The organism is Lysinibacillus sp. BF-4, from assembly GCF_000743635.1.
Taxonomy (GTDB): Bacteria; Bacillota; Bacilli; order Bacillales_A; family Planococcaceae; genus Metalysinibacillus; species Metalysinibacillus saudimassiliensis.
Genome location: NZ_JPUW01000044.1, coordinates 1 through 16,680, shown reverse-complemented (window position 1 = coordinate 16,680; position 16,680 = coordinate 1). Strand labels below are relative to the sequence as shown.

Genomic DNA, 16,680 nt, shown 5'->3' with positions numbered 1-16,680 from the left:
CCTATATTAGCGCTTGGTATTATTAAGTGCTGTGTAATGATTCATGCGTGCTGTAGCACGCCAGTAATGGTAAATTAAACGGTCAATCCACAGGACTGCCTCTACTTTAGATACGGCTACTTCAATCTCAGTTTCATTTGCGACAGTACGTTCAAAGTACTCTTCACGACGTTGCTTACGCTCAGCTGCCATTTCTGTTGAGGCGTTTTGTAAAATTGTTTCGATTAATTTAAGCTCTTCCTCATCCTGCAACTTGACCTTCATATCCACAAAAACATCAATCCATTTTTCAGTTAGCTTTTGTTGTACGTACGGGGACTCTAGCATTTCCTTCTCGCGTAATACGCGAGTAAGACGGCTAAGATGATCAATCGTATGCAGTAGCTCAATATGCTTTTGACGGTCACGGCTAGAATGGGACTCAATACTATCTAAAAATTGACGTGTTTTATCAATTGCTTCATCTACAGCATTTAAACGCTTATCGTACTTTTCTGTTACTTTTTTTGCTGCTAACATTTGTAATAGTGCATCTGTTAGCTCTTTAGTAATTTCGATTAGTGTTTTAAAAGACACATCAATTGCAACAGCTGGCACACTCACGATATTAGGATTTAAATAACGCGTGAGCGCATTTTCCTTCTCAGGTACAATGCGTTCAATTAAACGCGCAAAAGGTTTTACAAATGGGATAAATAAAATTGCCCCTACAATACTAAAGAGTGTGTGGAAAATAGCAAGTCCGATGGTTTCGTCAAAGCTACCACTTACAGCAGTTGTAATTATTTTTGTTAAGCTAATAAGTAAAGGTGCGGCTAGTGTCACAATCACCGCTGTAATAACGTTAAATAATACATGCGTCATAGCAGTACGCTTTGCCGCTACCGAAGCACCAATCGCTACAACTAATGCGGTTGCTGTTGTACCAATATTTTGACCAATAACTAAATATACAGCTTGTTCAAAATCAATTGCGCCCGCAAATAGAGCTGTTAATGTCGCCGCCATCGAGGCACTTGATGCCTGCATAATGACAGTCATAATAATACCGATTAAAATAAGTAAAAGTTTACCACCAATTGTGGCTGCCGTAACAGAGTCAAATGAGATACTGTCCTGTGCGGTTTCCATACCTTTTTGTAATACATCAATACCAAAAAATAGTAAACCAAAGCCTGTAACAATCCCACCGTATGTTTTAAAATCACGCGGCGCAATAAATTGTGTAAACACACCCAGTCCAATGAGTGGTAGTGACATTGCTGACAAGCTAACCTTAAAACCAATTAGCGAAATAATCCAGCCTGTACTTGTACTACCAATATTAGCACCAATAATAACGCCAATGGATTGTGCAAAAGTGAGCAGTCCAGCGCTCACAAAGCCAATGGTTAATAATGTCGTTGCTGTGGATGACTGCATCAATATCGTCATTACCGTACCTGATGCCACTGAGCTTAGTGTGCCGCCCGTAAAACGATTAAGCCATTTTTTAAGCGCATCGCCCGCGAGTTCTTTTAAACCATTTGTTAACATCATCATACCTAACAAAAATAATCCAATACCACCTATAACGTTTACCAAGGGTTTTCCTCCTAAAATTATGTATACCTACCTTTAAATCTTACCATTTTGTAAAGATTGCGTAAATATCAGGTATATATCACTACACAGTTATCAAAAAAAGTCATTCACCAGTAAGCTAGTGAATGACTTCTTTTTAACGCAAGCGGTTAAGCTGTTCAGTTAATTGTTCCTTTTGTTTTACCCAAGCTTTTGTAGCCTGCTCAAGTAATGTCGCTTCGTATGCATCCGCCTGCGCTTTATCTGTTGCCACATCTCGTAAATAAAGAGCGTGATCAAAATCTAAATACGCTACAATTTCCTGTGGTAATACATAGCTCGCAAATACTTCGGTTGCTTCGTTATTTGGTTGTGCACGCACAACTTCATCTTGATAGGCTTCAAATTGTAACAAGTCCTTTAATTCAGCTTGCTCAATATACGTCTGAAAAATGCTTTTATCCATAACAATTCCCCTTTATGTTAATTGTTATTTCATTTTACCATCTTTCTTACTTTAATTCGGCAACTTTTGCGGCCATGTCTTCGGCTTGTAATAATGTCGATATAGGATCACCTGTAAAATACTCTTTAACTTTAAGCTCAATGACACGTCCATTTTTCACTGCATCAAGAGATTGCCATACACTTGGTAACTCATCTTGATTATCCCCCTGTTGTGTAATAAGGAAAATATAATCACCCGCAAAGTCTTGAATGCTCTCCCAAGAAACCTCTGCACGACTCTCTTTTTTATCAATAATATCTTGTTGAATCTTGTCTGCAGCCTTCAGCTCTAATACACCATATGCCGCTAAACCACCACGCTCACCTGATTTACCTACTACAATTGCATCCTTTACAGTACCTGAGTCAATAATTGTAAAAGTTGCATCTTTGGGTACTGAAGCTTCGATTTGTGCCTTAGCCTTAGCTACACGTTGATCATAGTCAGCTAGCCAGTCCTTTGCCTCATTTTGACGATTTAAAATTTCGCCCATAGCCGTTAATTGTTCGTGCACACCATCATACTGCGTTGTATCAAATACCACAGTTGGTGCAATTTTTTCGTATTCTGCAACTTGGTCTCGGTTCCACGTAATGATAAGGTCTGGCTCTAGCTCAAGTACCTTTTCATAAGACACTTGACCATCACGTCCAATTTCATCCGTTTTATCTGTAACAAATTGCTTTAATAGCTGTCCAAACTCTAACGTTGTTTTAGAAGCGCCTACAGGCTCTACACCTAAGGCTATAACATGTCCTAAATCCCAATCTACAATAACACGCTGTGGGTTACTCGGTACAGTTACCTTACCCATTACAGTTTCAATCTCTCTTGTATCAGTCTTTGCATCTGTTGCAGGCTCTTCCTTTGCCGAACAAGCCGCTAACATAAATACCATGAATACCATTAACCATTTCTTCATTGTTATGCCTCCTGCTGCAATAATTGCGTTACGATAAATTGTCGTTGTCCCTCTAGTGAAATAGGGTCATTAAAATAAGAATCTGATGATTTAAGCATATAGATGCGATTATTTTTAACCGCATCTAGTGACTGCCAAATTGCTAACTGCTTCAGACCGTCAATTTCAGGACCTTCCTCTAAGAAAATATAGTCCCCTGCAAAATCTGTAATTTTTTCGAGAGAGAGTTCTGCCCAGCCATCACCTTCAATGGCTTGTTTTTGAACAGCCTCAGGAGCTGCAATGCCAAACTCACCATAAATAATTTCGCCACCTCGCGCCCAGCGATCACTATAGGCATACATGCTTTTTTCGCCTACACTTAAAATCGCTACTGTTTGGTCAGTCATCTTCTCTTGAATAGCGGGCTTATCTGCCGCAATGCGTGCATCAAAGTCCTTTAACCAGTCTTTTGCTTGTTGTTCTTTATTAAACAACTTACCTACTTCGAGTAACTGCTCACGAAAATCTCGCTTACCATAGGCGTATGATACAACAGGAGCGATTTTTTCAAGCTCCGCTAAATTTTTTACATCAGGAAACGCAATAATTAAATCAGGATTTAATGCGAGTACCTTTTCTAACGAGCCATCTCCTACATCCTCAATACCTTCAATATACGGTGCAAAGTGTGTATTACCTAAAGCAAAGTCCGTTAAGCCTACAGGTTTTTCGTCTAAGGCAAACGGGTACCCCGCTAGTGAATTATTTAAAATAACAACGCGCTTAGGTTCCTTTGGTATCATTACTGTGCCAACATCATCCTTATAAGCTACAAGCTCTTCACCTGCGCCCTCCTTGCTTGAACAAGCCGCAAGCATTATCACACATACTAGCAATACTAAAAATCGTTTCATTGGTCATTCTCCCTTACTAGGTTATAGGGTATACACATTGGCCCGCCTGTGTGGGGGTCTGTAATAATATGTGCCTCAATATTAAATACTTTACGCAATGTATCGTGTGTTACGACCTCTTGTGGTGTACCTGCTTTGATTACTGTGCCTTTTTTAATAGCAATCATATAATCAGCAAAGCGTGTCGCATGACTTAAATCATGCACAACCATAATAATTGTACGCTGTTGTTGTTGATTAAGTGCCTGCAATAGTTGCAACACTTCAAGCTGGTGGGCCATATCTAAAAATGTTGTTGGCTCATCTAAAAACAAAATATCTGTTTGTTGCGCGAGTGACATAGCAATCCATGCACGCTGACGCTGTCCACCTGAGAGTTGGTCAACAGCTCGATTATAAAAAGCTCTCATGCCAGTAACTTCTAACGCCCACGCTACAATTTCATGGTCTTCCTTTGACATAGAGCCCATGCCTTTTTGATGGGGAAAGCGACCATAACTTACAAGCTCTTGCACTGTTAAACCATCTGGCGCGGTTGGGTTTTGTGGCAAGATAGCTAACTCCTTCGCCACATCCTTTGTAGATTTGCGATGAATTAACTCGCCATCTAACATAACGCCACCACGTGATGGCTTCATTAAACGCGCCATTGTTTTTAAAATTGTAGATTTGCCTGAGCCATTTGCGCCAACTAAGGCAGTAATTTTGCCATTCGGAATTTGGATAGTTAAATCTTCAACAATGGTAGTGTCTCCGTAACAAATCGTTAAGTCCTCTGTTGTTAAACGTTGCATAGTTAAACTCCTTACATATCATATTGTGCACGGTGTAATCGGCTATACGTACCACCACTTGCTAGCAGCTGCTCGTGAGTACCTTGCTCTTCTACACCTGCCTGCGAAATGACAAGAATGCGGTCAGCATTTTTAATTGTCGCCAGTCGGTGAGCAATTACTAAAGTAGTACGTCCCTCTGATAACTCAGCTAACGCTAACTGAATGGCCGCTTCTGTTTCTGTATCGAGTGCTGACGTTGCCTCATCTAAAATTAAAATTGGTGGATTTTTTAAAAACATACGCGCAATGGATAGGCGTTGCTTTTGCCCGCCTGATAGCTTAACTCCACGCTCACCAATCATCGTATCCAAACCTTCTGGCATTTCTAAAATAAGGTTTTCCATTTGTGCACGGCGTGCAGCTTGCCAAATCTCCTCTTCACTCGCATCAAGCTTGCCATAAGCGATATTTTCCCTAATCGTGCCATCAAATAAAAAGACATCTTGTTGTACTAAACCAATATGCTGACGCAATGAGTGTAACGTCATATCACGAATATCCATACCATCTATCGTAATACTGCCAGCTGTTACATCATAAAAGCGTGGTAGTAAATTACAAATTGTTGTTTTACCACCACCTGATGGGCCAACAAGCGCTATCGTTTCGCCTTGATTAACACTAAAATTAATGGCAGTAAGTAGCTCCGCATCTTCTTCATAAGCAAAATGTACATTATTATAAGCAATATCGCCCTTAACCGTTGTAATTGCCTTTGCACCTTCATGATCTTCTACATCTGCGGGTGTATCTAATAGCTCTTGGTAACGCTTAAAACCAGCTACACCTTTTGGGTATGTTTCAATTACAGAGTTAATTTGTTGAATAGGGCTTAAAAAAATATTTGATAATAACACAAATGCCATAAACTCACCAAAGGTCATAGATTGATTAATCACAAACCATGTCCCACAAGCTAAAACAAAAATAGTAACACCCTTCATTAACACGTGGCTGATGGAAGCATTCCATGCCATTACACGATAAGTAACAAGCTTTGTACGACGAAAACGCTCATTGTTTTCTGCATAACGTGCAATTTCAAAATCTTCATTAGCAAATGCTTGTACTACACGAATGCCGCTCACATTATTTTCTACGCGAGCATTAAAGTCAGCGATATCACTAAACATTTGTCCAAAGGCTACTGACATTTTTCGGCTGAAATAAATGGATAAACAAATTAAAAATGGCACAATGATAAAGGTTAAAATGGCTAGTTGCCAGTTAATCGACAACATTAACGCAAATGCGCCAGTTAGCGTCATTAGCGCAATAAACAAATCTTCTGGCCCATGATGTGCGATTTCGCCGATATCCATTAAATCATTGGTCATACGCGATACAAGATGACCTGTTTTATTATTATCAAAAAATCGAAACGATAATTTTTGGACATGGTCAAAGGATTCCTTACGCATATCTGACTCGATATTAATACCGAGCTTATGCCCGTGATAGGTCACTACGAAATGAAAGACCGCACTCAACATATAAATGCCAAGTAAACCTAAGCATGCATATAAAATAATTTGCCAATCACCTGATGGGAGGTAATCATCAATTACCTTATTTAATGCGAGTGGAAAGGCAAGCTCTAACAGTGCAGCAATAATTGCGCACGAAAAATCTACAATAAACAGCCATTTATATGGCTTATAATAAGCAAAAAATTGCCTGACCATAACTAACCTCCTATGCTTTTGAACGAGCTAATAAATATAAAAAGTAAGGTGCGCCAATTACAGCAACCACAATACCTGCTGGGATTTCGGAAGGCTGAATGATCGAACGCCCTATCGTATCCGCAAGCAATACTAAAAATCCACCTACGACAGCAACCGTCGGTAATAAAAATTGATGCTTTGGCCCAATTAAGCTACGCACTAAATGCGGCGCAATTAATCCCACAAAGCCAATCCCACCACTCACAGAAACCGCAGAGCCTGCAAGCCCAACAGCCGCAAATAATAACCAACGACGCTCACGCTCAACCGCTACTCCCAAGCTTGTAGCAATTTGATCACCCATATTTAATAAATTTAAAACAGCTGATTTATACATAACAAATGGTAAGAGCACTACTAAAAATGGTAGTAACGCCAACACAAAGGACCAATTAGAGCCCCAAATACTACCTGCTGTCCAGCGCGCCACAAATTGATAATCATCAGGTGACAGCATCAATGTCACTACAATCGTAAAAGCACTAATGCCTGCAGCCACTGCAATACCTGTTAACAATAAGCGCGTAGGCGAGATGCCCTCGCCTCTTTTATAAGACAACGCATAAATAAATGCGGCTGTCACTGCAGCACCAAACCATGCAAGTAATGGTAAGAATAAAATAAAGCCACCCGTCGTTTCAGGGAAAAAGGCAACATAAATTAATACCATTAATCCCGCACCTGCGTTAATCCCTAAAATCCCTGGGTCAGCTAGTGCATTACGTGATAGTCCTTGCAATACCGTACCTGACACTGCAAGCGCAGCACCAACTAAAATCGCAATGACAATACGTGGTAACCTAAAATCAAATAGAATGAGCTGTTGTTTATGTGTCCCCTGCCCAAAAAGTGTTGCAATTACTTCACTAGGCGTTAAACGAATATGTCCCGTATTAACACTAATTAAAAATGTAATGAAAATTAATCCTGCAAACACTACAAGCACAATGATATTTCTTCGTTTATCCATTACAGCGCTCTCCCTTCTTTACGTGCTAAATATAAGAAGAACGGCACACCAATTAACGCAATAAGCGCACCAATCGGCGTCTCATAAGGCGGATTAATCATACGTGCAATAAAGTCTGCCCAAAGCACAAGTAAAGCACCCAAAATAGCCGAGCAAGGAATGATATAACGATAATCTACGCCTACAATATAGCGTGTAAGATGCGGTATGATTAACCCTACAAAACCTACGGGGCCTACAACGGATACTGCCGAGCCTGCAAGCACTAACACTAATAACATGCCAAATAATTTGATACGTGCTGTTTTTTGACCAAGCCCTGTGGCAATATCATCACCTAAACTCAATAATGTGATGGATTTTGATAAGGCAATAGCACCAAGCACCGCAAAGATAACAACAGGCATCATAATAAAGAGCTGACTCCAACGCGTTCCTGACACACCACCTGCATACCAAAAAGCCAAGTCTTGCCCAATCCGAAAGTGTAGTGCAATTCCTTCGCTTAATGCACCAAATAATGCGCTAACCGCAGCACCTGCTAGTACTAAACGTAGTGGTGTTAAACCACCTTTGGCCATTGAACCAACACCAAATACTAAGAACGCACCACCTGTAGCACCTAAAAATGAAAATAAAAGTAATAAGCTATATGGTGTTTGTGGAAATAGCGCAAAACAAATCGCCATTGCTAAAACAGCACCTGCGTTTAAACCTAACAGGCCTGAGTCAGCTAAAGGATTTCGCGTCATGCCTTGCATAATCGCGCCCGCTACCGCAAAGCTCGCGCCTACTAACAACGCACCAAGTACCCGTGGTAAACGTAACTCTCGTATTACTTGTTGGTCATGCACACTAGCATCAAAGTTTGTTATAGCTTGCCATACATCCGCAAATGAAATCGTAGCCGCTCCGTATGACACCGCAACAATAATACTAAGTACTATTGCGACTGGACCTAACAGTAAAATAAGTGTCGCTGGTAGTGGCTTTGTTTTAATTTTCAGTTGCGGTACTGCAGTGACCGCTTCTTCCTTCATCATCCATCCTTCACCTCTATAAAATGGCAAACAAAAAGCAGTGCTACATCAGCACTGCTAAAAGCTCACTGATATTGATAATTATTATCAATTAAAATCATAGCAAGCTACTTATTCAATTACTATAGACAAATGACATAACTTCACTATAGATAAATATCAGATTGGCGTTGACCTGTTAAATAAGCCAATTGTATTTTCAACTGTTCTTCTAAAGCAACTCCCTCACTTGACCAAAAATCCTGCAGGGGCAAAATATGTACTTTCTTACGCTTCATTGCAGGCAACCCTTGCCAAATTTCATTGTATAGCCTAATCTCCTGTTCAGCGGAGTGCACTATGACAAACATCTCATCTGCCGCATATTTGGAAATATATTGCTCCTCAATCATAATGCCACGGTTAGGTGTGAGTACTTCTTTTTCAATACGCTTAGGCGCACGTAACTTTAGCATTTCAAATAAATTATAACCGCCCCTTGCGTTTGAGCGCCAAATACCAATGCGATTATGGTTGCGTAATTCGTAAACACCTACTGTATGATTTTTATCCATACCCTCTTGTAGCATAAGTTTTGCTTGCTCAATCTTTTGTTGGTAGCTAGCAATCCAGTCTTCTGCTTGTTGCTCACGTTGAAATAATTGTCCGATTAAGCGTACTTCTTCCAATCGATCATGCGTATCCCAATCTAATGCGATAGAAGGTGCAACACCATGTAGCCTTGCAATATATTCTTTATGTGGCACTTCATGAATAGACGCTAAAATTAGCGAGGGCTTATCACCATGCCAGTCAATCTCTTCACGTAACCAGTTTGGTGATAAAAATGTAGCGTCTTTAACATATGGTGTTAGTACATCTGGTACATTATAATAAGCAGATAATACAGCAACTGGTTCAATACCCACTGCTAGTAATGCCCCTGTAAATTGTAAGGACGCTACACGTTCTGTTGGCTGTACTACTCTAAATTTGCTAGGTGCGATACCAAATTGACGACTAAATTTTCGGCTGAGGTAGAGACCATCTTGATAGCCAACCTCTTTTGCTACTTCTTGAATGGTTAAAGAGGAACTACGCAATAATAACTTTGCCTTCTCTAAACGCACATGGGTTAAAAACTCGTTAAACCCCCACCCTACTTCTTTTTTAAAATACTCTGAGAAATAATTCGCATTATAACCAAAACGCTTTGCCATATCTTCACGGGTTAGAGGGTAATGTGAGTAGGTTTTAATATAATGCACCACATCATCAAACGTATGTTGCTCTGCATTATGCTCATACTGCTCAAACGCCTTATAAATCGCCGCCAGTAATTGTTGAAAATCATATACGTCCTTTGTTTCTTTTAATTGAGTGAGTGCGTCAGTAACAGGTACTGTCACACCTTCATAACAAATAAACTCATGCACAAAGCGATAAGGATTTACTTCATATCGCAGCTGTGGCACTTTTTTTACAAGGCTATAATTACGAAAGCGCACAATCGTATAGCTTCCCGATTTCACAGTAAGTGTAATTTTATTACGCGCTTGAATGACTAATAAATTATCATTCTCTAACCTAAAGAAGCGGCGGTCTGCTACAACCTCTACTTGCCCTTCCTTTACATATAAAATAATTGCCTCATCCTCATGAATGACACGATTTTTTGTACTGTCTTCTACATCATTTACTACATACATATAGTGTTGGTAGTTCATTACGTCCTCCTAATTGAATATCATTATCATTTATACTACCTATTATTACAGCAAAAAGCAAAAAAGCATCATTGCCTCGAGGGCAATGATGCTTGTTAATTAATACGTATCGTCTAGGATGGCTTCAGCAATATTTACTGCGTGGTCACCAATACGCTCTAAATTACTAATGATGTCAACAAACACAATACCTGCAGAGCCTGAACATACACCTTGATTTAAACGGTGAATGTGGCGCTTACGAAGCTTACGTTCCATCTCATCAATTTTATCTTCTTTTTCGATTACTTCATGTGCAAACTCTTCGCTACGTTGATCTAATGCTTTAATTGATAGGCTAACTGTATCAACTGTTAGCTCAAACATCTCAACTAATTCGTCCATTGCTTCTTCACTTAAGCGCACACGGTTATTGCCTTTGAAGTTAATTAGCTCTACTAGATTTTCGAAGTGATCACCAATACGCTCAATATCACGGATGCTATCAAGTAATGCATGGTGCACCTGTGAGTCTGTATTTGATAATGACTGCTTAGATAGTGTCACTAAATAATCAGTTGTTTTTTCGTCTAAAATATTAATTGCTTCTTCTAGTTGTGTTGTAAGGTTGGCGTGTTTTTCCTCGCCTGTTTGTAAGTATTTTAGTGTTTCTTGTAAACCTTGAACACTAAACTCACCCATACGTACAACTTCTTGCTTCGCTTGACCTAAAGCAATTGAAGGTGACTGCGCGATTAATGCTTCGTCTAAGTGCTTTGGCTTATACTCAATTACCGTATCCTCACCTGGGATTAACTTCGTAACAATATATGCCCATGCACCAATGAATGGCAATTGTAGCAATGTGTTAGCTACGTTAAACGAACCATGCGCAAATGCAATTTGCATTTTTGGCTCTAAGCCTAAAACAGCAGACAGCCATTCTACATAGCTTGTAAATAAACCTAAAATTAATAAGAAGACAATCGAACCTACCACGTTAAATAACACGTGAGTGGCTGCTGCACGACGCGCCGCTACTGAGGCACCTAATGCTGCAAGCACTGCTGTAATTGTTGTACCAATATTATCACCAAATAGTACAGGTAGTGCACCCTTTAAATCAATTAAACCTTCAGCATATAGCCCTTGTAAAATACCTACTGTTGCTGAAGATGATTGTACGATTAATGTGAAAATTGTACCGACAAGTACACCAAGTACTGGCGAGTCACTCATGCTTAGCGTCATATCAATAAACGCTGGGAACTCGCGCAGTGGCTTCATACCTGTACTCATCATTTCTAAACCGATGAATAAACCACCAAAGCCGAATAAAATTTGTCCAATATTTTGGATGCGATTCTTTTTAAAGAAGAATAGCATGACAGCACCTATGAATATAATAGGATACGCATACTCACCTACATCAATACCAATAATAAACGCTGTTACTGTAGTACCAATGTTGGCCCCCATAATAACACCAATTGCTTGTCGTAATGTCATAAAACCAGCACTAACGAGCCCTACTGTAATAACGGTCGTACCAGAACTCGACTGAATTAATACTGTTACAAAAATACCTACAAGCACACCCATTAATGGGTTAGTTGTAAAACGGTCTAAAATGTCACGCAAGCGGTCGCCTGCTGCTTTTTGCAGACCATCGCCCATATACTTAATCGCAAATAGAAATAGACCCAATCCTCCAACGAATTGGAATATCATTTCTTGCCAATTCAGCTCCAAAATATTACACCCTTTCCGCATAACTCTCAACCTACATTATTCCTAAAAAACTGTAGAAAGTAAATCACTTTTAATTGTTATCTCACAAAATTTACATTGCGTTTACAAAGTAGTAACAATTGCTTCATATAAACCTAAATTGGCTTAACAGTGCTGTGCTAAAATAATTATTTTTGCCACAAAAAAACTGTACGAAATAGCGCGTTAGCACTTTTCGTACAGCTTCACATGAACATGCAGTTTTAGGGATGACACAACAACTGCTTTAGCACTCGTTTTGTAGGAGGAACAGTGCTAAGGAAAATTACATTGCGTTTGCTACGATAGGTCCACCACAAACGAATAGTAGCGGCAATGCTTTGTAAGGTTTAACTGTCAACTTACAATAAACTTTCCTAAAGGAAACTTTATTGCCTGTATAAAACTTATCATGTTCAATAATCATTGTCAACAAAAAAAGTAATTTCGTCCGCAGACGAAATTACTTTTTTACTTTATTGGTAAACGCCGCCGCCTGATTTTTTAAATTCCTCAGCCTTCTCCTGCATACCTTGTTCAATAGCTTCAGTAGTATCTAGCTTATTGTCTTTCGCATAATTACGAATGTCCTGCGAAATACGCATACTGCAGAATTTTGGTCCACACATTGAACAGAAGTGCGCTGTTTTAGCGCCTTCAGCTGGTAACGTTTCGTCATGATACTCAGCTGCGCGCTCAGGATCCAATGATAAATTAAATTGATCGCGCCAGCGGAATTCAAAACGTGCTTTTGATAATGCATCGTCACGCTGTTGTGCACCTGGATGTCCTTTAGCAAGATCTGCTGCATGTGCCGCAATTTTATACGTAATTACACCCGTACGTACATCATCACGGTTTGGTAAGCCTAAATGTTCCTTAGGCGTTACATAGCAAAGCATCGCTGTACCAAACCAACCGATCATTGCCGCACCAATAGCTGACGTAATGTGGTCATAACCTGGCGCAATATCTGTTGTTAATGGGCCAAGTGTATAAAACGGTGCTTCATGGCACATCTCTAATTGCTTATCCATATTTTCTTTAATTTTATGCATTGGCACGTGACCTGGTCCTTCAACCATTACCTGCACGTCATGCTTCCAAGCAATTTCTGTTAGTTCACCTAATGTTTCTAGCTCTGCAAACTGCGCCTCATCATTAGCGTCCGCAATAGAGCCTGGACGTAAGCCGTCACCTAATGAAAAGGCAACGTCATAAGCCTTCATAATTTCACAAATATCTTCAAAATGTGTGTAAAGGAAGCTCTCTTTGTGATGGAATAAGCACCACTGTGCCATGATTGAGCCACCACGAGAGACAATGCCTGTTACGCGCTTTGCTGTCATTGGTACATAGTGTAAACGCACACCCGCATGGATGGTAAAGTAATCTACACCTTGTTCCGCTTGCTCAATTAGTGTGTCACGGAATACTTCCCATGTTAAATCTTCAGCTACACCGTTTACCTTCTCTAATGCTTGATAAATTGGTACTGTCCCTACAGGAACTGCCGAGTTACGAATAATCCACTCGCGTGTAGTATGAATGTTTTTACCCGTTGATAAATCCATAATATTATCTGCGCCCCAACGTGTTGCCCACGTCATTTTTTCTACTTCTTCAGCAATAGAAGATGTAACCGCAGAGTTACCAATATTAGCGTTAATCTTCACATGAAAGTTACGACCAATAATCATTGGCTCTGCCTCAGGGTGGTTAATGTTTGAAGGGATAATCGCACGTCCGCGCGCTACCTCATCACGCACAAATGATGGTTCAACGTTTTCACGAATCGCAATGAACTCCATTTCTGGTGTAATGATGCCTTGCTTAGCGTAATGCATTTGCGTTACATTAGCGCCCTTCTTTGCACGAAGTGGCTTGCGCTTTAAAGCAGGAAATACATTTTCATTGGCACGTGGATCATCTGCACGACGGTAGCCATTATCCTCTGGCTTGATGTCACGTCCCTCGTACTCCTCAACATCACCGCGTTCTACAATCCAATTACGGCGTAGTGCAGGCAAGCCTTTTGTAATATCTACCGTATAATTTTCATCCGTATACGGGCCGCTCGTGTCATATACGCGCACAGGGGCGTTGTCTTCTTCACCAAAATGACCTGTAGTTGGACTTAAACCAATCTCGCGCATTGGCACTTGAATATCTGGACGGCTTCCCTCTACATAAACCTTTGTACTACCATCAAAACTTGACATGATGGCCATGTTTTTTTCGCTAATTGTTGTTGTCATTACTAAAATCGCTCCTTTTGTTTGTTGGTAAAAGGAACCGACCTCGCATAACACGTGGGACATAAAAAAACCAGATTCTAAGAAAGAATCTGGTCATAGTCGTATGATTTAGAGGCACGCAAAAAAAGAGCGCGCTTACTAACTTCCCTACGCTGGTATGAGCCAGATCAGGTCCAAAGGGTAACGAAACTTCATCGCGTTTCTCTCTCAGCCCGACTCATCGGACCCCCCTAGTTATTACTTATTCAGTTGTGCTTCTTAGTATACAAGATAATACGCCCGAAAGCTACCTCACCCAAATAATACTTCTGCAACGTAAATAACAATTGTAACTGTAATACAACTTACAATTGTCGAAAATAATACGGTTTGTGCTGCTGTATCTGCATCAATATCATACTCAAGCGCAAGGCTTGAGCTATTGCGCGATGTTGGAAATGAGCTTGCGATAAATAACGATTTAGCTACAACACCCGTGAGCCCCAAACCAAAAATCACAAGCAATGCTGTTAATGGCCCAATAACTAAACGGGTAAAACAACTAACAAAAACGGTTTTATTAAAGATAGAGCGCATTTCAAGTTGCGAAAGCTGTGCACCTAATGTAATGAGTGCTACCGCCACAAAACCATCGGCAATATAATTCACAGGCAAGCTTAAAAAAACAGGTAACTCAATCTGAAATACATTCATCACAATACCAATAACTAACGCATGCACAATAGGCATCTTAAAGAAATCGCGTACAATGGCACTACCTGATTTAGTAGATGAGATTAAATTATATAAGCCGTACGTGTAGGTCGTCATATTTTGAAAAATAACTAAAATAACTTGAATAGCTACACCTATCGGCTGACTCGCAAAAATCATTTGCGCTACAGGTATACCGTAGTTACCTGAATTAATGAGCACGACACTATTTTTAAACACTGCCGCTTCTTGTTTAGGCAGTTTAAGCGCACCCGCTACAAGACGTGCCGTAATCATTTGCCCACCAATAAATAACACAATAAATAAAAATACTTGCCCTAAAACACTCATATTAATTTCAGTATGATATAAATTAACAAAAACAGCCGCTGGCATAAAACAATACGTAATTAATTGGGATAATGCCTTTAAATTAAACGTAAATTTCTTTTGTAATAAGCCACCCACCACAAGTAAAACTAAAATCGGGGCAACAATCTTAAAAAAAATCATGCCGAGATACATTTTGCCCACTTCCCTTCTTCTTTAATAGTATGTTCATTTTTTTCCATGGTCAATGTTTGCTATACTAAAGCACAAGAAAGGATGTGGCACAAAATGTGGCATTTAACTTATGAAGATTATTTACGCCAGCAATACGCAAACGCCTTAACCCTACCTGAAGATTGGGAAACGCTCTATACGTATTACCGCAATGACGGTGTTAATCCTGATCGCATACATACAGAGGAGCTAGAGGCAGCTAAGCTTCCATTACTTAAGGTGTTACCACAGCGTTTTATACCTTACGTAGAGGATGGCACGCTTAACCGCCCTACATTACCTAAAGATGTACGGGACGATTTTATTCAATGGCAAGCAGAAGAAACGGCGCGCTTTGAAGAAAAGCTAGGCCTATCTATGATTGACTTTACCAACATCCAAGAACAACTTGAGCCTAACTTTGCCGAGGTGATTGAAGGTGGGCTACATGATGCTATCATTACTCAAATTGTCGATGACCATATTTTTATTAATACAGAAGGTGGCTTTACAGCTAAAGCCTTTGTGATTTTGCATGTAGACGGGGCCATCTCACAACAAGGTGAGCTACACGCAGGTGACACTATTTTATACGAAGAAGTCCAGTTGACAGCAGAAGGCGTAGCATTACGTATGATTACCGAAAATGGGCAATGTACGCTTCATGCAAAACAAATTGCCGCAGACTTTTACTATCGCCCGATGCCCTACCACGAACTTATTGCCAATGAGGTACTGCCAGACGTCACCGCTAAGCAGTTTATCGAGGCGCTCGATAGTAATCTCGACTATACAGTCATTGCCAATCGTTATGCCTTACCCATCACAAGTTTTGTCATTCAAGGCGCTGAGCTTGCACAATTCTCAGGCGGCATAATTTTTAAAGAAAACAACGCGATTATAGCGCGTATTCATAATGAGGATCATGTCATCGCTCAAAGTGAAATTGATTGGTTATCTCAAATTTTCACGACAACCTATGTTGACCCTTACGCTATATTTAGTGAGCCGCTTCCTGCAGAGGAGTTAGAGACTGCACTCGCTAGCACAGACCTAGCTCTGATTGTACGCGCTTGGAACACGCTCTACGAAAACCCAGCAGGCCATGAGGCATTAATTAACCGCGCCCTTATCGCACTCGCTAAAGATGTAGACAATGAAAACAACGTGATGCTTGACGTTTATGTAGCTCACTTTGATACATTAGGGCTCATTACAAACGATACAAAAATCGCACTTGCAAACTACTTATAAAAAAAGAGGCTGGGA

General features: G+C 40.2%; 13 protein-coding genes and 1 riboswitch. Of the genes, 1 reads left to right on the top strand and 12 read right to left on the bottom strand.

The window, feature by feature from the left end; all coding sequences use genetic code 11:
• Positions 1-6: 6 nt before the first annotated feature.
• The 12 genes from CH76_RS11795 to CH76_RS11740 form a co-directional block, all read right to left on the bottom strand.
• The gene (locus CH76_RS11795; protein ID WP_051910349.1) at positions 7-1,584 is read right to left on the bottom strand and encodes a Na/Pi cotransporter family protein; all 1,578 of its coding nucleotides are present in this window, start codon (positions 1,582-1,584) and stop codon (positions 7-9) included.
• 136 nt (positions 1,585-1,720) lie between these two features.
• Entirely contained in the window at positions 1,721-2,029 is a 309-nt protein-coding gene (locus tag CH76_RS11790; RefSeq protein ID WP_036146562.1) for a hypothetical protein, read from the bottom strand.
• Between the two features lie 46 nt (positions 2,030-2,075).
• On the bottom strand, positions 2,076-2,993 hold the full coding sequence (locus CH76_RS11785; RefSeq protein WP_036146559.1) for an ABC transporter substrate-binding protein: 918 nt from the start codon (positions 2,991-2,993) through the stop codon (positions 2,076-2,078).
• A gap of 2 nt (positions 2,994-2,995) precedes the next feature.
• On the bottom strand, positions 2,996-3,889 hold the full coding sequence (locus tag CH76_RS11780) for an ABC transporter substrate-binding protein (protein WP_051910348.1): 894 nt from the start codon (positions 3,887-3,889) through the stop codon (positions 2,996-2,998).
• A complete protein-coding gene (locus CH76_RS11775; protein ID WP_036146556.1) occupies positions 3,886-4,683 on the bottom strand; it encodes an ABC transporter ATP-binding protein in 798 nt (265 codons plus the stop codon). Before CH76_RS11775 ends, CH76_RS11780 begins: the two co-directional genes overlap by 4 nt.
• Positions 4,684-4,694: 11 nt before the next feature.
• Positions 4,695-6,410, bottom strand: coding sequence for an ABC transporter ATP-binding protein (locus CH76_RS11770; protein ID WP_036146553.1), 1,716 nt, complete (start codon positions 6,408-6,410; stop codon positions 4,695-4,697).
• Between the two features lie 10 nt (positions 6,411-6,420).
• Entirely contained in the window at positions 6,421-7,422 is a 1,002-nt protein-coding gene (locus tag CH76_RS11765; RefSeq protein ID WP_036146551.1) for an iron ABC transporter permease, read from the bottom strand.
• The gene (locus CH76_RS11760; RefSeq protein WP_036146549.1) at positions 7,422-8,465 is read right to left on the bottom strand and encodes an iron ABC transporter permease; all 1,044 of its coding nucleotides are present in this window, start codon (positions 8,463-8,465) and stop codon (positions 7,422-7,424) included. Before CH76_RS11760 ends, CH76_RS11765 begins: the two co-directional genes overlap by 1 nt.
• A gap of 143 nt (positions 8,466-8,608) precedes the next feature.
• Positions 8,609-10,168, bottom strand: coding sequence for a helix-turn-helix domain-containing protein (locus tag CH76_RS11755; RefSeq protein WP_036146545.1), 1,560 nt, complete (start codon positions 10,166-10,168; stop codon positions 8,609-8,611).
• A 99-nt stretch (positions 10,169-10,267) separates the two neighbouring features.
• The gene (locus CH76_RS11750; protein WP_200877364.1) at positions 10,268-11,878 is read right to left on the bottom strand and encodes a Na/Pi cotransporter family protein; all 1,611 of its coding nucleotides are present in this window, start codon (positions 11,876-11,878) and stop codon (positions 10,268-10,270) included.
• A 515-nt stretch (positions 11,879-12,393) separates the two neighbouring features.
• Positions 12,394-14,175 carry a phosphomethylpyrimidine synthase ThiC gene (gene thiC, locus CH76_RS11745; protein ID WP_036146538.1) on the bottom strand — a complete coding sequence of 594 codons (1,782 nt, stop codon included), beginning with the start codon at positions 14,173-14,175 and terminating at the stop codon, positions 12,394-12,396.
• Positions 14,176-14,302: 127 nt separating this feature from the next.
• Positions 14,303-14,417: riboswitch (TPP riboswitch) on the bottom strand.
• A 49-nt stretch (positions 14,418-14,466) separates the two neighbouring features.
• On the bottom strand, positions 14,467-15,393 hold the full coding sequence (locus CH76_RS11740; protein ID WP_036146536.1) for an AEC family transporter: 927 nt from the start codon (positions 15,391-15,393) through the stop codon (positions 14,467-14,469).
• Positions 15,394-15,486: 93 nt separating this feature from the next.
• Here CH76_RS11740 and CH76_RS11735 point away from each other — a divergent pair, with 93 nt between their 5' ends.
• Positions 15,487-16,665 carry a DUF4085 family protein gene (locus CH76_RS11735; protein ID WP_036146533.1) on the top strand — a complete coding sequence of 393 codons (1,179 nt, stop codon included), beginning with the start codon at positions 15,487-15,489 and terminating at the stop codon, positions 16,663-16,665.
• The last annotated feature ends 15 nt before the right edge of the window (positions 16,666-16,680 follow it).